Origin of the sequence: Sporichthya polymorpha DSM 43042 (assembly GCF_000384115.1) — a bacterium.
GTDB classification, from domain to species: domain Bacteria; phylum Actinomycetota; class Actinomycetes; order Sporichthyales; family Sporichthyaceae; genus Sporichthya; species Sporichthya polymorpha.
Window position 1 is genome coordinate 5,353,948 of sequence record NZ_KB913029.1, and the last position, 18,035, is coordinate 5,371,982.

At 71.6% G+C, this 18,035-nt stretch carries 14 protein-coding genes; 9 read left to right on the forward strand and 5 right to left on the reverse strand.

The window, feature by feature from the left end; all coding sequences use genetic code 11:
- Positions 1-12 precede the first annotated feature (12 nt).
- From SPOPO_RS0125850 to SPOPO_RS0125875, 5 genes are all read right to left on the reverse strand, one after another.
- A complete protein-coding gene (locus tag SPOPO_RS0125850; RefSeq protein ID WP_019878114.1) occupies positions 13-1,956 on the reverse strand; it encodes a hypothetical protein in 1,944 nt (647 codons plus the stop codon).
- Between the two features lie 71 nt (positions 1,957-2,027).
- Positions 2,028-3,089, reverse strand: coding sequence for a hypothetical protein (locus SPOPO_RS0125855; RefSeq protein ID WP_156870255.1), 1,062 nt, complete (start codon positions 3,087-3,089; stop codon positions 2,028-2,030).
- Positions 3,090-3,432: 343 nt separating this feature from the next.
- Positions 3,433-4,254 (reverse strand): lysophospholipid acyltransferase family protein, encoded by an 822-nt coding sequence (locus SPOPO_RS0125865; RefSeq protein WP_019878115.1) that lies wholly within the window; start codon positions 4,252-4,254, stop codon positions 3,433-3,435.
- Positions 4,255-4,273: 19 nt separating this feature from the next.
- Positions 4,274-5,227 carry a pirin family protein gene (locus SPOPO_RS0125870; RefSeq protein WP_019878116.1) on the reverse strand — a complete coding sequence of 318 codons (954 nt, stop codon included), beginning with the start codon at positions 5,225-5,227 and terminating at the stop codon, positions 4,274-4,276.
- A gap of 150 nt (positions 5,228-5,377) precedes the next feature.
- Complete coding sequence (locus SPOPO_RS0125875; RefSeq protein WP_019878117.1) at positions 5,378-6,514, reverse strand: acyl-CoA dehydrogenase family protein; 1,137 nt, start codon at positions 6,512-6,514, stop codon at positions 5,378-5,380.
- Between the two features lie 77 nt (positions 6,515-6,591).
- On the opposite strand from SPOPO_RS0125875, the gene SPOPO_RS0125880 reads away from it, so the two are divergent.
- Genes SPOPO_RS0125880 through SPOPO_RS0125920 form a run of 9 tightly spaced genes read left to right on the forward strand, consistent with a single transcriptional unit; the run spans position 6,592 to position 18,032 of the window.
- Positions 6,592-7,806, forward strand: a complete 1,215-nt coding sequence (locus SPOPO_RS0125880; RefSeq protein ID WP_156870257.1) for a hypothetical protein — start codon at positions 6,592-6,594, stop codon at positions 7,804-7,806.
- Entirely contained in the window at positions 7,806-8,198 is a 393-nt protein-coding gene (locus tag SPOPO_RS35385) for a hypothetical protein (RefSeq protein ID WP_019878118.1), read from the forward strand. Before SPOPO_RS0125880 ends, SPOPO_RS35385 begins: the two co-directional genes overlap by 1 nt.
- A 13-nt stretch (positions 8,199-8,211) precedes the next feature.
- Entirely contained in the window at positions 8,212-8,748 is a 537-nt protein-coding gene (locus SPOPO_RS0125890; protein WP_019878120.1) for a hypothetical protein, read from the forward strand.
- Positions 8,741-10,657, forward strand: a complete 1,917-nt coding sequence (locus SPOPO_RS31720) for an ABC transporter permease (RefSeq protein ID WP_019878121.1) — start codon at positions 8,741-8,743, stop codon at positions 10,655-10,657. Before SPOPO_RS0125890 ends, SPOPO_RS31720 begins: the two co-directional genes overlap by 8 nt.
- Entirely contained in the window at positions 10,654-12,123 is a 1,470-nt protein-coding gene (locus tag SPOPO_RS0125900) for an ABC transporter substrate-binding protein (RefSeq protein ID WP_156870259.1), read from the forward strand. The genes SPOPO_RS31720 and SPOPO_RS0125900 overlap by 4 nt, the downstream gene beginning before the upstream one ends.
- On the forward strand, positions 12,084-13,601 hold the full coding sequence (locus SPOPO_RS31725) for an ABC transporter substrate-binding protein (protein WP_169577232.1): 1,518 nt from the start codon (positions 12,084-12,086) through the stop codon (positions 13,599-13,601). The genes SPOPO_RS0125900 and SPOPO_RS31725 overlap by 40 nt, the downstream gene beginning before the upstream one ends.
- Complete coding sequence (locus SPOPO_RS0125910; protein ID WP_156870263.1) at positions 13,598-15,082, forward strand: ABC transporter substrate-binding protein; 1,485 nt, start codon at positions 13,598-13,600, stop codon at positions 15,080-15,082. Before SPOPO_RS31725 ends, SPOPO_RS0125910 begins: the two co-directional genes overlap by 4 nt.
- Positions 15,079-16,554, forward strand: coding sequence for an ABC transporter substrate-binding protein (locus SPOPO_RS0125915; RefSeq protein ID WP_019878127.1), 1,476 nt, complete (start codon positions 15,079-15,081; stop codon positions 16,552-16,554). The genes SPOPO_RS0125910 and SPOPO_RS0125915 overlap by 4 nt, the downstream gene beginning before the upstream one ends.
- Positions 16,551-18,032, forward strand: coding sequence for an ABC transporter substrate-binding protein (locus tag SPOPO_RS0125920; protein WP_019878129.1), 1,482 nt, complete (start codon positions 16,551-16,553; stop codon positions 18,030-18,032). The genes SPOPO_RS0125915 and SPOPO_RS0125920 overlap by 4 nt, the downstream gene beginning before the upstream one ends.
- Positions 18,033-18,035 lie beyond the last annotated feature (3 nt).

An 18,035-nucleotide genomic window follows, 5' to 3' on the forward strand; every position in this document is an offset into this window, starting at 1 on the left:
TTGCGAGTCCCTCTATCGAACGTCTTCGTCAGCGACCACGAAGAGCATCGAGTGCGGCTTCGCGTCACCGAAGTCGCCGTGCGGCCACGACGTCCGGTTGAAGCTGACGCAGCTCGTGCCGTCGTACTCGTCGACGAACCGGTCATCGAGGACGAGCTTGCCCTTCTTGATGTCCAGGATGCAGAGCTTGTGGTTGCCGTCCGTGTTGGTGCGGGCCACGAAGTAGTTCGAGAAGGCGATCCGCTTGACCTTGTCGGTCTCGCGGTAGTACCCGTCCTTGCCGAGCTCGAAGTTGTCCATCGCGCCCCAGTGCGGGCCACCCGAGGTGTTGTCCTGCACGCGGAAGGCATCCGAGAGCGTCGGGCAGTCGGCCTCGTCGCCGCCCTTGTTGACCTCGTGGATCGTGTCGATGCTGCACTTGGTGTTCTTGCCGGCCTTGAGCAGCTTCTGGATGTCCAGCATGTAGACCATCTTGGCCGAGCCGGTGTCGAACGGGCTCGTCGCACCCGGGCCACGACCGATCACGGCGTGGAACAGGTACTTGTCGTCCGGGCTGGTCTGGATCCATCCGGCGCCGGTGCAGCCGCCACCCTCGGTGACCTGCTCGTCGAGCGAGGCCGAGGCGGTGGTGACGTCGAAGACCTCACGCCACACGGGCTTCGGGTCGGTGATGTCCGGGGTGTAGTAGATGACACCGCCGCACATCGACGAGGCGAACGCGCCCTTGTTCTTGGGCGTGTTGGTGACGGTGACCTCCATGATGCCCCGCGGCTCCTCGTGCGAGGGGTTGCGGTGCACGCGGGGGCCGTCGGGCATCTGCGAGACCGAGACCAGCTTGGCGTTGTCGCGGTCGGAGATGTCCCAGATGCGGACCGTGTCACGGAAGACGTTCGGGCCGGGCGGACGAACCGGGTCGAGCACGATGTTGCGCGGCTCGGCGTAGTCCGAGGCGATCAGGCGGTTCAGGTCCTCACGGGCCTGGATGCCGTGCGGGTTGGCGCAGGTGGCCTGCGGCAGCACCGGGTAGTTGATGCAGCGGACCGGGTCTTCGGAGTTCGGGAGCGCGGCCGGGACCTCGGAGAGGGTCTTGCCGTCCGGACCGATGCGGACCAGGGAGCCCGGCGAACCGCCGAAGCCGTTGGAGACCCGGACCTCACCGTTGGTGTAGGTGCAGGGGCCGGGGACGTCCGCGCCACCCATGTAGGTGCCGTAGGCGGTGCCGTCCTTCAGCGTCCAGTACGCGTCGGGGATCGAACCGCAGGGGGTGTCGGTCGGCAGGTTGACGCCCTTGATCTCGATCTTCGGCAGCGCCTTGACGTCGAAGACGTACGTGATGTCGCTGTAGAGACCACCGGCGTAGATCGAGTCGCCCTTGTGCCACAGGTACTGCATGTGGTGCGGCTCGTTCTCCACGACCGGAGCGGTCGTGACGGTGTTGACGACCTTGCCGTAGGTCGGCGAGCCCTTGGTGGCGTCGACGACGGCCAGGAAGTCCGGCCCGACCGCGTTGTCGCGGACGGTTTCCGGCAGCGTGACCGGGTTGATCGCCGGGCGGCTCGCGTAGAGACCCGCCGAGTTGTTGTCGGCCGCGTTCCAGTCACCGGCCCAGACCACGAGGTATTCGTGGCGGATCTTGCCGTCCTTGGTGACGATCTTCTGGGCGTCCAGGTCGGTGTTGGTGCCGTCGAGCACCGAGTCGACCAGGTTGCGCTTGGCCTGCGTGATCGCCGGGCTGTCCTGGACCAGGTGGTTCGTGGCAGTGAAGATCTCACCGTTCGTCGCCGTGAACTTCGACGTGTAGGTGAGGACCTTGTCGGTGGCGTCCGCCGCCGGCGAGTTGAAGCCGACGAAGCCCGCCGCGATCAGCGTCGGGACCGCGGCGACCGCGGCGAGACGCCGGCCCGGTCGGGGCAGCTTGCGACTGCGCCCCGGCGGAGCCTGGGTGGGGGTGGTCATCTGGTTTCGCTCCAGAGGTTGTAGGAAAGTGATCGGGGGTCAGATACGCGTGCTCGTCGTTGAACAGAGCGTCATCGGCCCCCTGCCTCGAGCACCTCGGCAGCTGTATCCGGCAGGCTGGACACCGTCACCGTGATCTCGTTGCTGTACTTCGCGCCGGACCGACCCCCCGAGGTCGTGTCCGCCCACTTCACCGGCATGGCCAGCGACGGCGCGTACCACCACCGCCGCGTGCGCTCACCGGATTCCGAACCCGTGAAGGTGGTCCGGGTGTCGAGAACGAAGACGGGGACGCGGATGCCCGAAATCGTCAGGGTGTCCACCCCCGTCACCGTCGAGGTGTACTTCTCGGTCCGGTCGGCGTCGCCGCCGGTGCCGGACCACGTCTCGCCGACCCTGAGCACCGCGGGAACGCAGCGCTGGGCCGGGGAGAAGGAGATGTCGGAGCCCTGACGGACCCCGCTGCACGTCACGGTCGCGGACTCGAACGTGAGGTCGACGGCGCCACCGGCGTAGCGGTAGATGTGCCGCTCGTCGTGCTTGCCGGCCTCACCGGGGAAGTACCGGACGTCGAAGTTGTACGACCCAGCCGGTTCGTTGCGCGCCGGAGCGACGACGAGTTGCGACTGCTTCGGCAGGTCCCGACCACAGAACGAGAAGGGACCGAAGGTCACCTTCTCCGAGCCGGAGACGCTCAGACCATAGGTCCCCGCGATCGGCTCGGTGCGCGGCAGCGGCACGGCGTTCGCCCGCGCGCCCCGGGCACCGGAATTGGCACGGCCCGCGGGCGCCGCCGTGCTCCCGGTCGAAGCCGGCGCCTTGGCCTTCCCCGTCGCGGCGGGCGCCGGTGTGGCGGCACCGGCGGACCCGTCGGGGGAACCGGTCGCGGATGCCGGGCCGGGCACCGCCGGGGCCGAGGCCGCCGGGGTCTCCGGGCCGGCGTCCGCGACCGGCGGCAGCGAGGCATCAGCCCCGAAGACCTCGCCACCGCGGTCGTAGACGATCTCCCCGCTCCGCGTCCACGCGCCGTACGCGAGGAAACCCCCGGTCGGCAGCGCCACCACGAGCAGAGCCACGAGGGCGAGCAGCACCGGCCGGCGCCGCCACCGCGGCGCAGGAGTGGGTTCGCCCATGAAGGCTTCCTCGAGGGGGAAGGCGCGCCGGTCTGCGCGCACACGCGCAGGCAGCCGGAGCGAGGAGGGGGAGAGTTACGAGCGCGGACGCCGGGGGTCGGCGTCCAGGGAGACCGGGCTCAGGCCGGTCTCAGGCCAGGTACTGACAGAGGTCGCTGTCCTGCCGCATCAGGTCGACGTGCAGGCGCGCAACCAGGAACGCGCTCGTCATGTCTGAGACGTTATCAGGCGATTCGGACTATCGCAACTAAGCCGACCAACTCAATGGAGTTTAACGGGAAACCGGCCTGACCTGCATGTTCGGACATTAACGGCCCAACTCGGCCGGACTTTGTGCGTACATTCACGAGGGAGTGGCGGCCGCGTCGAGGGCGGCGGCCTCCTCCGGGGTGGGGGCCGTGCCGCCCAGGTGGGCCGGCAGCCACCAGCGGTCGTCGGGACCGGCGGGCGCGACCGGGTACTCGCGCTGGGCGCGGTCGAGCAGCTCCTGCAGCCGACGCCGCAGTTCGACGGTCGCCGCCTCGGGGTCGTCGCCGCGCTGCGGCGTCAGCGGTTCGCCGATGTAGACGAGGATCGGCACCTTGCGCTGGAGCAGCCGGCGCGGCCGGCCCTTCGTCCAGAGCCGCTGACCGCCCCACACCGCGACGGGCACGAGCGGCGCCTTGGTGGCCATCGCCATCCGCACCGCGCCGGACTTGATCTCCTTGACGGTGAACGAGCGGCTGATCGTCGCCTCGGGGAAGACGCCGACGACCTCCCCCGCCTTCAGCGCGCGCAGCGCCTCGCGGAACGAGCCCATGCCCGCCTCGCGATCGACGGGGATGTGTTTCATGCCGCGCATCAGCGGGCCGGAGATCCGGTGCGTGAAGACGGCTTCCTTCGCCATGAAGCGCGTCAGCCGCTTCGACGGCCGGGCGCCCCAGCCGGCGAAGATGAAGTCGAGGTAGCTGACGTGGTTGGACGCCAGCACGACGGGACCGGAGCGGGGCACGTGATGCGCGCCGTCGACCGTCACCTTCACACCCAACGCGCGGAACCACACGTGGGCGGCGGCGATGACGGGCGGGTACACCCGCTCCGGTCCGTCGTACGCGATCGGCTTCGGCTCCCTGGCCTGCTGGTTGGCCTGCTGGTTGGCCTGCTGGTTGGCCTTCTGGTCCGCCATGGGTCCGGAGCCTAGGGCGTCACTCCGGGACGACCCCGAGGCGACCCGCCTGGAAGTCCTCGAACGCCTGGAGCAGTTCTTCCCGCGTGTTCATGACGAACGGACCGTAGGCCGCGACGGGTTCGCGGATCGGCCGGCCGCCGAGGATCAGGACGTCCAGACCACCGCCGTGGCGGGCCTCCTGCGCACCGTTCGCGGCGACGACGATCGCGTCGCCCGCCCCGAGCACCGCGGTGGTGCCGGTGCTCAGCGGCGTCCGCTCCGCGCCGACGGTGCCGTCGCCGGAGAGCGTGTAGACCAGCGCGTTCCAGGCCGGGTTCCAGGGCAGGCGGACCTGCGCCCCCGGCGCGATCGTCGCGTGGACGAGGGTGATCGGCGTGTGCGTCGACCCCGGACCGGCGTGCCCACCGAGCTCACCGGCGATGACGCGGAGCAGCGCTCCCCCGTCGGGCGAGGACAGCAGCGCGACCTCGCGGCCGCGGATGTCCTGGTAGCGCGGGGTGATCATCTTGTCCGCGCTCGGCAGGTTCACCCAGAGCTGGATGCCGTGGAACAGGCCACCGGACATCACGAGGTGCTCGGGCGGGGTCTCGATGTGCAGCAGCCCGCTGCCGGCGGTCATCCACTGGGTGTCGCCGTTGGTGATCAGCCCGCCCCCACCGACGGAGTCACGGTGCTGCATCTCCCCGTCGATCATGTAGGTGACGGTCTCGAACCCGCGGTGCGGGTGCCACGGCGTGCCCTTCGGCTCCCCCGGCGAGTACTCGATCTCGCCCATCTGGTCCATGTGGATGAACGGGTCGAGGTAGGCCTGGTTGATGCCCGCGAACGCCCGGCGGACCGGGAACCCCTCCCCCTCGAACCCCTGGGGCGACGGCCGGGCCGCGAGCACCGGGCGGGCGGTCGTGGTGGCGGGGTCCGGCTCGGCGACCCGCGGCAGGACGGTGATGTCGGGAACGGTCACGGCTGGCATGGCGGCCTCCTCGGGAGTTGATGCTGCCAGAACCTAGTTGACGTGTCCACTATTCCCGCCAACGCCCACGGGGGGTGCGACCAAACGTCCACGGAGGGTGCGACCAAACGTCCACGGAGGAAGCGACCAAACGTCCACGCCCGCTGCGGGTCACAGCCCCAGGGAACGACCGACGATCTCCTTCATGATCTCGGTGGTGCCGCCGTAGATCGTGCTGACGCGGGCGTCGCGGAAGGCGCGGGCGACCGGGTACTCCTCCATGAACCCGTAGCCGCCGTGGAGCTGGAGGCACTGGTCGATGACCTTGCGGGAGAGCTCGGTGGTCCACCACTTGGCCTTGGCGGCGTCGGAGGCGGTGAGCTGGCGCTCGGTGTGGTCGGCGATGCAGCGGTCGACGTAGGCGCGGGCGACGTCGAGCTCGGTCGCGATCTCGGCGGCGACGAAGCGGCTGTTCTGGAAGCTGCCGATCGGCTGGCCGAACGCGGTGCGCGTCTTGATGTACTCCAGCGTCTGCTCGAAGATCCGCTCCGCGCGGGCGATCGCGCCGATCGCGATGACCAGTCGCTCCTGCGGCAGGTTGTGCATCAGGTGGTAGAACCCGCGGTTCAGCTCACCGATGAGGTTCTGCTCCGGGACGCGGACGTCGGTGAACGACAGCTCCGCGGTGTCCTGGGCGTGCAGGCCGATCTTGTCGAGGTTGCGGCCGCGCTCGAAGCCCGGCATGCCGCGCTCGACGGCGAACAGCGAGATGCCCTTGTGGCCCGCCTCCTTGTCGGTCTTCGCGACGACGATCACCAGGTCCGAGTGGATGCCGTTGGTGATGAAGGTCTTCGAGCCGTTGATGACCCAGTCGTCGCCGTCCTTGACCGCGGTGGTCTTGATGCCCTGCAGGTCGCTGCCGGCGCCGGGCTCGGTCATCGCGATCGCGGTGACGAGGTCGCCGGTGCAGAACCCGGGAAGCCAGCGCTGCTTCTGCTCCTCGGTGCAGAGTTCGGTCAGGTACGGGCCGCAGACCTCGCTGTGCAGCGGGATGGCGAGGCCCGGCGTCCCCTCGATCTGCTCACAGAGCACCGCGTTGTAGCGGTAGTCGGTGTTCCCACCGCCGCCGTACTCCTCCGGGACGGACAGGCCGAGCAGCCCCGCGCGACCCGCGGCCCGCCAGGCCTCGCGGTCGACGATCCCCTCGGTCTCCCATTTTTCGTAGTGCGGGAGGACTTCCTTCGCCACGAACGCCGCGACAGCATCGGCGAAGGCCTGATGCGACTCGTCGAGCAGGGTCCGACGCATGTGAATCTTCCTCCCAATTGAGAAAAAATGTGGAGCAGGCCACACAATGGACACATTTAGTAGGGATACTCTCAGGCATGGCTTACTTACACCGTAAGGCTGGCGCCGCCGTCTGCGTGGCACTGGGCCTGGCCGTCGTGCCGCTGATCAGCGCCGACGCCCAGGCTGACGCCACCTACGCCGCGGTCGCCGAGGCCACCGGTGCGCGCGTCATCTTCACCAACGAGTCCATCCCGCTGAACGTCGCCCCGCAGCTGCAGGGCCCGACGGCGTCGGCGACGCAGAACTCGCTCCAGCAGTCCGACGCCTACGCCGCGTTCCCCTATCCGGGTGAGGAGGTCGCGGGCCTGCCCGGCGTCGTCGGCGGCGCCGCGAGCGTGCCGCTGCCGGCCTACCCGTTCGTCATCTCGACCAGCTTCGGCGACGGCGCGAAGCAGCTCTCCTACCCCGGGATCGAGCTGCGCAGCGAGAGCACCGACACCCTGACCCAGGCCACCGCGACGGGCGGCTCGACCGGCGCCGGGGCGACGTCGTCGGCCCGCGTCGCCCGCACCGGCGACGAGGTCGTGGCGAAGGCCGTCACCGACCTGGACGCGCTGCGCATCGGCGAGACGCTGGTGATCAGCGGCCTGCACGGCCTCGCGACCGCATCGCGCGACTCCGCCGGCAAGCTGACCCGCGTCTCCGAGCTGAGCTTCACGCGCCTGACGGCCCCGGGCCTGGTGGTCGGCCTGACCAACGGCAAGTTCTCGCTGCAGAACGGCACCGAGGCCCCGACCGAGACCGACGTCCCGGCCAGTGCGATCGCCGACGCCCTCACGTCCGCCGGGTACCCCACCACGTACCAGGCGCCGAAGGAAACCCCGGACGGGATCATCGGCGCCGGCCTGCAGATCATCACCACGCTCCCGGCTCCCCCACCCGGCCTGCCCGGCGGGCTCTCCGGCGAGACGCCCGTGACGGTGTCGATCGGCCTGCTCCGTGCCGAGGTCGCCTACACGGTCCTGCCCGACACCCCCGCCGCGGCCGCGCCGGGTGGCGTCGACGCCGCGACGGGCGTCCCCGCGGCTCCCGCCGCGCCGGCCCTGCCCGGCACCGACTTCGCTGTCGCCCCCGGCAGCGTCCCCGTCCTGGCACCCGCCGCCGGCGCGGTGCCGGGGATCGACCTGGCGTCCCTGTCGGCCACCCGCGCCGCGATCGGTTCGGACGTCGGCTGGATCTACCTGATGGTTGCCGCCGTGGGTCTGGCCGCGGTCGGTGGCTGCGCCGTTCTGTACCGAGGAGCTCGCTGATGGCACCCCCGAAGTCGCGTATCGCCCTGGTCGACTGGGCCCGGGTGCAGTGGGACCGTGCCCTCGGCGCCGGGGCCGTGCTGCTCGGCGCGATCCTGCTGATCGTCGGCTGGTTCCAGATCAGCGACACCGGCTTCGTCAGCGAGCAGCTCCCCTACCTGGCCTCCGCCGGGCTCGGGGGCGTGTTCCTCCTCGGCTTCGGCGGGATGCTCTGGCTCTCCGCCGACCTGCGCGACCAGTGGCGCGAACTGCGCGGCATCCGCACCCGGCTCGATGCCGATCCCGCGCCGGCTCCGGTCCCCGCGGCGGCGGGTGCAACGGCGGCGGGTGCACCGGCGGCGTCAGCGTCCGGCCCGGCCGCGCCGGACGTGACCGGTCGTGACCACGCCTGAGGATTCGACACCGATGAGTTCGATCAGCCTCGGCGGGGCGCGCACCCGCGTGGCGCGGGCCGGCACCGCCCGGAGCGCGCCGCTCCACGACGGGCCCGAACCCTGGGCCCGGCGTGACGTCGTGGTCGTCGCGGTGGTGCTCGCCGTCGCGGTCGCCGGCCTGGTCGTCGGATGGCTCGGCGTCAGCGACACCGTCGACCTCAACTCCCAGACCCGCTGGCTCGGGTTCGGCATCACCGCGCTCATCGTCGGCGGCTTCGGCATGGTCTTCTGGCTGCTGCTCGGGCTGCGCCGCGTCGCCGTCCTCCGGCGCGACGTGCTCGCCGAGCTCGACCGCCGGCACCCCGCGCCCGCGGCGGCCGTCGCCACCGCGCTGGTGACGGACCGTTCGGGATTCGGCACCGCGGCCGGCATGCGCCGCTACCACGCGCCGGACTGCCAGATGCTCGCCGGCAAGGACGGCGTCCGCTGGGCCGCCGAGGCCGCGCACGTCGAGGCCGGGCTCCGCCCGTGCCCCATCTGCACAGTCGGGGGGCTCGGTCATGAGTGAGTACGTCCCCTACCTCGTCTTCGGGCTGGTCTACGGCTCGATCTACGGCCTGGCCGCGATGGGCCTGGTGCTCACGTACCGGACCTCGGGTCTGTTCAACTTCGGCCACGGCGCCGTGGGTGCCGGCGCGGCCTACGCGTTCTACGAGCTGCGCGAGCAGCGGGGCCTGCCGTGGCCCGTCGCCGCGATCCTCGCGATCGGTCTGTTCGGCGCGATCCTCGGTCTCGGTCTCGAACGCATGGCCCGCGGACTGGCCCGGGTCCCGGTCTCGTACCAGATCGTCGGCACCATCGGTCTGCTGCTGCTGATCCGCGCGACCGCGACCTGGATCTACGGCTCCGAGTACCGCCTCTTCGAACCGTTCCTGCCGCGCGACGAGGCGTTCACGATCTCCGGGGTCTCCGTCACCTGGGACTCGGTCATCACCCTCGTCTCGGTGACGATTGCCGCCCTCGGGCTCTACCTGCTCGTCGAACGGTCCCGCCTCGGCGTGATGATGCGCGCGGTCGTCGACGACCCGGCGTTGCTGGACACAGCCGGCGTTGCGCCCACGCGGGTACGCCGGCAGGCGTGGCTGATCGGCTCGTGCTTCGCCGCCGCGTCCGGGGTCCTGCTCGCCTCGCAGCAACAGCAACTCGACGCGACCCTGCTCTCGCTGCTGGTGGTGCAGGCCTTCGGGGCCGCCGCCCTCGGCTCGTTCCGCAGCCTGCCACTGGCGTACGCCGGTGGCCTCGCGATCGGCGTCGCGCAGAAGCTCGTCTCCAAGGAGACCGCGACCCGGGACTGGCTGCAGGGCCTGGACTTCAACCTGCCGTTCATCGTCCTGTTCATCGCCCTGCTGGTCCTCGGCCGTCGGCGCCTCGGCGACCTGGGTGCCCAGGTGCGGTCGCGCACCGCGGCGCCGCTCGTGCTCCCCCCGCACCTGCGGTACCTGGTGATGTCGCTGGTCCTGCTCGGTGCCGTCCTGGTCCCGCACGTCGTGGGCTCACGTCTGCCGGTGTGGATCAACGCGATGAGCCAGGTGCTGCTGTTCCTCTCGCTCGGCCTGCTGGTGCACACGTCGGGCCAGGTCTCGCTCTGCCACATGGGTCTGGCCGCGGTCGGTGCCGCGGCGTTCGCCCACGCGGTCTCGGGCGGCGTGCCGTGGGGCCTCGCCGTCCTCTTCGCCGGTCTGGTGGCCGTGCCCGTGGGTGCCGTGGTCGCGATCCCGGCGATCCGGCTGTCCGGGTTGTTCCTCGCCCTCGCGACGTTGGGCTTCGGCATCTTCATCGCCCAGTTCTTCTACGTGAAGAGCTACATGTTCGGCCTCGCCGATCTGAAGACCTCCCGTCCGTCCGGTTTCACCTCCGACACCTCGTACTACTACCTGCTGCTGATGTTCGCGGTCGCGGGCATCGCTCTGGTCATGGCGATCGAGCGGGCCCGCCTCGGCCGTCTGCTGCGCAGCTTGGGCGACTCCCCCACGGCGCTGACGACGCTCGGCACCTCGGCCAACGTCACCCGCGTCCTGGTCTTCTGCATCTCGGCGTTCCTGGCCGGCATCAGCGGGGCCCTCTACGCCGGGCAGTTCGGCTCGGTGTCGGGCACCAGCTTCAACTTCGTCTTCTCGCTCGTTCTGCTCGCCGTGCTCGCCATCTCCGGCCGCACGACCGTCACGTGCGCGATCGTCGGACCGCTGCTGATGTTCGTGGGCCCGGCGTACAACACCGGCTTCGAGGACGGCTTCCAGGTCCTCTTCGGGCTCGGCGCGATCCTCGCCGCCGTGTACGCGACGCGGCGCCCGCACCTGCCGTTGCGCACGTGGGCCGCCGAGTACTCGTGGCGCACCGAGAGCACCACCGCGGCGCGCCGGGCCGCGGATTCCGAGACCGCCGCCGCGGAGCGCGAACCGGTGGGAGCGTCCCGATGACCGGCCGTTCGGGACGGGCCCGGCTGGTCGCGATCGGCACCTGCGCGGTGCTCCTGCTCGCCGGCTGTGGCACCCGCGCCAGTGACGCCGAGATCCAGGCCGGCGCGGGTGGCGGCCCGGTGGCGCTGCCCGAGTCCGCGATCGCCGAGTTGCAGAGCGCACTCCCGGCGGCGGTGCCGGGAGCTCCGGTCGTCGGCCTGCCCTCCGGGGTCGTTCCGCCGTCGGCCCTTCCCGGCGGGGCCGTGCCGGACACCGCGCCGGGCACGACCGGGTCGACGGGCACCGCGGACACCCCGGCGGCGGGGCGGCCCGCCGCCGGTCAGGCGCAGGCGTCCTCCGCCGATGCGCCCGCGGCCACGTGCACGACCAAGGGCGCGCCGGTGAACATCGGCCAGGTCGGCACGTACTCCGGCGTGACCGGAGCGATCTCGGCGCCCGGCCGCACGGCGCTCGCCGTCTGGGGTCAGGACGTCAACGCCCGCGGCGGGCTGGCCTGCCACCCCGTCACGATCTACAACCGGGACGACGGCGGCGACCCGTCGCGATCAGCCGCGCTGGTCAAGGAACTCGTCTCCCAGCACAGGATCGTGGCGCTCGTCGGCAGCACGGTCGCGTTCTCCGCGGCCGGGTTCCGCTCCGCCGTCGAGGCCGAGAAGATCCCCGCCATCGGCGGCGAACTCATCGCTCCGGAGTGGCACGAGAGCCCGTGGATGTTCCCGCAGGGCGCGTCGATCGGCGACCAGATCATCGGCTTCGTCAAGCAGGGCGTCGAGGGCGGGAAGAAGAAGCTCGCCTACCTGTACTGCGTCGAGGTCGGCGCGTGCACGTACGCGGACAAGATCCTCAAGGGCGGCGGCGCGAAGCGCGCCGGGGCCGAGATCGTCTACAGCTCCGCGATCTCGATCACCCAGACCGACTTCACCGCCCAGTGCCAGAACGCGAAGAACGCCGGCGCCGAGCAGATCGCGCTGGGGATGGACGGGTCCGCCATGATCCGGCTGGCGCGCTCGTGCGCGTCGCTGGGTTACAAGCCGCTGTTCTCCGGCGTCGGCGGCACGATCAGTCCCGGCCAGGCGACCGACACGCTGCTGCGCTCGTTCAACCTGGCGACCGCGACCTCGGTGGCGCCGTGGATGCTCAGCGACACCCCCGGCCTCAAGATGTACCAGGCCGCGATGAAGCGTTACGCGCCCTCTCTCGCCCCGGACGGCGCCTCGATCTCGGTGTGGACGTCGGCCGCGCTGCTGGAGAAGGCCGTCGAACTCGGCGGCGACGGCGCGCTCACGACCGCGCGAATCGTTTCGGGGCTCGGGAAGCTGAAGAACGAGACGCTCGGTGGACTGACCGGCCCGTTGACCTACAAACCCGGACAGGCCAAGGCGCCGAGCAGCGGATGCCTGTTCTACGAACTCCTCACCCCCCAGGGGTGGACGGCACCGCGCGGGAGCAAGCAGATTTGCATCTGACCCGCTCCGTTCCGGCGCTGGCCGTCGCCGCCGCGCTCCTGCTCACCGGGTGCGGGACCCGCGCCGACGAGACCGAGATCCGCGCCGGCGCCGCCGGCTCCGGCACAGTGACGCTCACTTCGGAGTCGCTGGATCAGCTGCGCGCGGCCGCGGCCGGTGGCGGGACCGTTCCCGTCCCCGGGGCACCCACGGGCGAGGTCGCCAGCGGCACCGTCGACACCGGGCCGCTCGCGCCCGGGACCACGACCAGCAACGCCACGGCCGGTCAGGACACCACCGGCGCCGCGGCCGGTCCCGCGAGCCCCGCGACCGGCCGGGCGAATCAGCCCGCCGCGGCGCGGGGCGGTGCGGACGCGGCGTGCACGGAGCAACTTCCCCCGGTCGCCCTCGGGCAGGTCGGGACCTTCTCCGGCCTCGCCGGGGCCGTCTCGGCCTCGGCCCGGACGACGGCCGCGATCTGGGCGCAGGACGTCAACGCCCGGGGCGGGCTGGCCTGCCACCCCGTCACGGTCTTCGCGCGTGACGACGGCGGTGACCCGGCCAAGGCCGCGGCGCTGGTGCGCGAGCTGCACGCGCAGAGCAAGGTGGTCGCGCTGATCAACAGCGTGGTGGTCTTCTCGGTCGCGGGTTTCCGCACCGCGGTCGAGGACCTTCAGCTGCCGGCCGTCGGCGGTGAACTGCTCGCCCCCGACTGGAACGAGAGCGCGTACATGTTCCCGCAGGGCGCGGGCTTCTTCGACCAGATCGTCGGGTTCCTCAAGCAGGGCGTCGAGATGGGCAAGAAGAAGATCGCGACGCTGTACTGCGTCGAGGTCACCGCCTGCAGCGAGGGCATCGCCTACGGCCGCTCCGAGGGTGTGAAGAAGGCCGGCGGAGAACTCGTCTACGACTCGGCCATCTCCCTGACCCAGACCGACTTCACCGCCCAGTGCCAGAACGCCAAGAACGCGGGGGCCGACCAGCTCGTGCTCGGGATGGACGGCTCGGCGATGACGCGGGTGGCACGGTCGTGCGCGGCGATCGGCTACAAGCCGCTGCTCTCCGGGATCGGCGGGACGATCAGCTCGGCCCAGGCCGCCGACCCCACCCTGCGCTCCTTCGGGCTCGCGGTCGCCAGCGGCGTCGCGCCCTGGACGGAGACCGACACTCCCGGCCTCAAGGCGTACCGCGACGCGTTGCGCCGCTACGCGCCCTCCCTGGCGCCGGACGGCCCGTCGATTCAGGCCTGGACCTCCGGGCAGCTGCTGGAGAGGGCCGTGGCCGGGCTCGGCGCGAAGGCGCGCTCCGGCCCGCTGACGACCGCCCTGATCCTGGACGCCCTCGGGACCGTGAAGAACGAGGACCTCGAAGGGCTGACGGCCGGCGTGACGTTCACCCCGAACCAGAAGCACGCGGTGTCCAGCGGCTGCATCTACTACGAGCTGCTGACCCCCGACGGGTGGACCGCGCCCAAGGGCAGCCGGAAAGTGTGTGTATGAGGCAGCGTCGTGCCGCGGCTCTGGTGGCCGCGGTGCTCTCCGGCGTTGTCCTGGTCTCCGGGTGCGGAACGCGGGTCGATCCCGCCGAGGTCCGCGCCGGCGCGCAGGCGAACGGTTCCGTGACGCTGGATTCGGCGGCCCTGGAGCAGCTGCGCGAGGCCGCCGCGGCCGCGACGAACGGTGCGGGAGCCCCGGCCGCCCCCGGCGCCGCGGGCGACCTGCCCGCCGTCGTCGGCGGCGCGACCGCACCGGGCACGACGGCGGGGGCCTCGGCGACCGCACCGGCGCCCGGCGCGACCACCACCAAGCCGGGCACGCCCGCCCAGACGCCGACCACCGGGGACGGCGGGAAGTGCGCCACGCAGGGCGCACCGATCGCCCTCGGTCAGGTCGGGACGTTCTCCGGCCTCGCCGGCCCGATCGCGGGGGACGGGCTGACCGCGATGGCCGTGTGGGCGAAGCAGATCAACGCCCGCGGTGGCCTGGCGTGCCACCCGGTGACGCTCTACACCCGTGACGACGGCGGCGACCCGTCGCGTGCGGCCGCGGCGGCGAAGGACCTGATCGGCCGCGGGGTCGTGGCGTTCGTCGGCAACCTCACCGCGCTGACGCAGTCCGGCTTCCTGCCTGAGATCAAGAAGAACTGCATCCCGACGGTCGGGATCGACTTCGGCGCCGAGTGGTCGACCGAGCCCTGCCTGTTCCCGCAGGGCGGGGGCTGGCGCGAGTCGATCGCCGGTCTGGTGCAGCAGGCCGCCGACCGCGGGCACAAGCGACTGGGGCTGCTCTACTGCGTCGAGATCAACACCTGCTCCTCGATCGGCAAGGACATCGGGTCGGCCGCCGAGCGGGCGGGCGTCGAGCTCGTCTACTCGTCGTCGATCTCGCTGACGCAGACCGACTACACGGCCCAGTGCCAGAACGCGAAGAACGCGAAGGTCGAGGAACTCGTCGTCGCGATGGAGGGCTCCGCGATGGCGCGGCTGGCCCGCTCCTGCCTGGCCCTGAACTACAAGCCGCTGCTCGTCGGCGCCGCGTGGGCGGTCAACCCGAAGCAGGCCGAGGATCCGCAGGTGCGTGAGCTCGGCCTGGCCGCGGTGAACCCCAACGCACCCTGGTTCGCCACCGACCAGCCTGGCCTGCGGGAGTACCAGGCCGCGCTGAAGACCTACGCCCCGCAGATCGTCAGCAGCGGGATGACGCTGCAGATGTGGTCGGCGGGGAAGATCCTCGAGGCGGCGGTCGGCCTGCTCGGGCCGACCGCGCGGGACAAGGCGCTGACGGCGGATCAGATCCTGAATGGGTTGAACCGGATCAAGAACGAGACCCTCGGTGGGATCACCGCACCGCTGAACTACGCGGAGAAGAACAAGAGCCGCAGCAGCGGCTGCGTCTTCGTGACCCTGCTGGGCAAGCAGGGCTGGACCGCGCCCAACGGGTCGAAGCCGCTGTGCATCAGCGGTGCGAGGGACCTGCGATGAGAGCACGCCGGACCGTCGCCGCGCTCGCGGCCGCCGTCGCCCTGCTGGCGAGCGGTTGCGGGACCCGCGCGTCCGAGGAGGAGGTCCGCGCCGGCGTCGGCGGCGGGCCCGTCGAGCTCGACCCGGCGGCCCTCGACCAGCTGCGCGATGCCGGTGCCGGCACCGGTGCCCTCCCCGGCGCGCCGGCACCCGCGCGCGGGCCCGCGGACGCGAGCACCGACGCCGTCCCCGGCACCGTCCCGCAGTCCGGCTCCGGCACCGCCCCGGGCACCGACTCCCCCGGCACCGCCGGCGCCCCGAGCACGTCGGCGCCCGCCGCAGCGGCCGGCACCGGCTCGTCGGGCGGCGCCTGCACCAAGCCGGGCGTCCCCCTGCACATCGGTCAGGTCGGCAGCTTCAGCGGCGTCTTCGGGCCGCTGGTCGGTTCCGCCCGGACCGGATTCGCGGTGTGGATCAAGCACATCAACGCGTCCGGCGGGCTGGCCTGCCACCCGATCGTGCTCCACGCCGTCGATGACGGCGGGGACCCGAGCCGTGGGTCCGCCCTGGTCGGCGAGATGGTGAGCAAGTACAACGTCCAGGCCTTCGTGGGAATGGCGTCGATGGCGCTCCCCGGGATGGTCGGTGCGATCGAGCGGACCAAGCTCCCCGTCGTCGGCGGCGATCTGGTCTCCGACCCGTGGTTCGCGCACCCGCAGTTCTTCCCGCAGGGCGGCGGTCTGCGCGCGATCGTCGACGGAGCGCTCAAGCAGGCCGTGGCCGACGGTCGGACCGTCCACGGTCTGCTCTACTGCGTCGAGGTCGGGGTCTGCGGATCGGTCGCGAAGATGCTGCCCGACCGCGCGAAGGTGGCGGGGGCCAAGGTCGTCTACAGCTCCCCCGTGTCCCTGACCCAGACCGACTTCACCGCGCAGTGCCAGAACGCCAAGAACGCCGGCGTGCAAGCGTTCGGGATGGCGGTGGACGGGTCCGCGATCGCGCGGGTCGCCCGCTCCTGCGCCGCGCTGAACTACTTCCCGCAGTTCGTCACCGGCGGCCCGGTCGTCAGCAACGAGCAGGCGAAGGACCCCGGGATCCGCCGGAACACGATGTCGACCGCCAGCGCCAATGCGCCCTGGTTCCGGACCGACACCCCGGGCCAGCGCGAGTACGCCGAGGCGCTGAAGCGGTACGCCCCCGGCTTCGAGGTGGACGGTCCCTCCATGCTCGCCTGGGCGGCCGGCAAGTTGTTCCAGGCGGCCGTTGAGCGCCTCGGTGACGCGGCGCGCAACGCCCCGGTGACGAGCGCCGACATCTTCACCGGCCTCGGCAAGATCAGGAACGAGACCCTCGACGGGCTGTCACCCCCGATCACCTTCACACCCGGTCAGAAGGCGGCGCCGGACATCCCGTGCGTGTTCTTCGCCCTGGACTCCGAGAAGGGCTGGACGGCTCCGAACAGCACGTACGTCTGCACGAAGGTGGACCGATGACCGGCCGGCACCCGCTGCGGCGCGCGGCCCTCGCCGTGCTCACCGCCGCCGTGCTCGTCACCGGGTGCGGAACGCGCGCGAGCGAGGAGGAGGTCCGCGCCGGTGCCGGCGGCGGAGCCGTAACTCTGGATTCGGCGACGCTCGACCAGCTGCGCGCCGCGACGGCCGGCGGGAACGGTGCCGTGCCGAACGCCCCCGCCGCGGTCGGCCGGGCGCCGGTGTCGGTCGACAGCGGCGATCCGTCCGCGGCGCTCGTACCCGGTGCGCCCGCAGCCGCGGCCGCGCCGGCGAACGGCACCCGACCGCAGGCCGGGTCCAAGTCCTCCGGCGGGACGGCCGCGGTCAGCTCGGCGACGTGCTCCGGCTCCGAGGCGCCCGTGGTGCTCGGCCAGATCGGCAGCTTCAGCGGCGTCCTCGGGGCGATCTTCGCCTCCGCGCGGACGGCCGCCGCGATCCACGTTCAGCACATCAACGCCTCGGGCGGGCTGGCGTGCCACCCCGTCACCCTGTACGCGGTCGACGACGGCGGCGACCCCAGCCGCGCCGCCTCCCACGCCCAGGCACTCCTGACGACCCGTAAGGCGGTGGCGCTGGTCGCCACCTTCGCGCCGATGTCGATGTCGGGGATCGTCCCGGTCGTCGAGCGTCACCAGGTGCCGATGATCGGCGGCGACGCCATCGACCCGGCGTGGTTCGCCAACCCGCTGCTGTTCCCGCAGGGCGCGGGTCTGGACGCCCTGGTCGAGGGTGGCCTGCGGCAGACCGTGCAGTCCGGCAAGACGAAGCTCGGCCTGCTCTACTGCGTCGAGGCGAGCCTGTGCACCTCGATCGCGAAGTCGATCCCGGACCGGGCGAAGGCCGTCGGGGCGGAGATCGTCTACAGCTCCGCGGTCTCGCTGACGCAGACCGACTTCACCGCGCAGTGCCAGAACGCGAAGAACGCCGGCGTGGAGTCGTTCGGGATGGGCGTCGACGGGTCGGCCATTGCGCGCGTCGCCCGGTCCTGTGCGGCGCTGGGCTACTACCCCCAGTTCGCCTCCGGCGGCGGGGTGATCAGCCCGGCCCAGTCGAAGGACCCCGGCATTCGCCGCAACACGATGACCACGTCGTCCGGCAACGCCCCGTGGATGCTGACGGACACCCCGGGTCTGAAGGAGTACCACGCGGCGCTCGCCCGCTACGCCCCCGGCACGGAGGCGGACGGCAACTCGCTCTCGGCGTGGGCCTCGATGAAACTCCTCGAGGCGGCCGTGCAGAACCTGGGCCCCGGCGCGGCGGCGAAGCCGCTGACCGCGACGGACCTGCGAACGGGGCTCGGCAAGGTGAAGAACGAGACGCTCGGCGGGCTCGCGCCCCCGATCACGTTCTCGCCCGGCCAGAAGGCGGCGCCGCAGATTCCCTGCGTGTACTTCGAACTGCTGACCGAGAAGGGCTGGACCGCTCCGAACGGGTCCAAGGCCGTGTGCGCCAAGAGATGACAG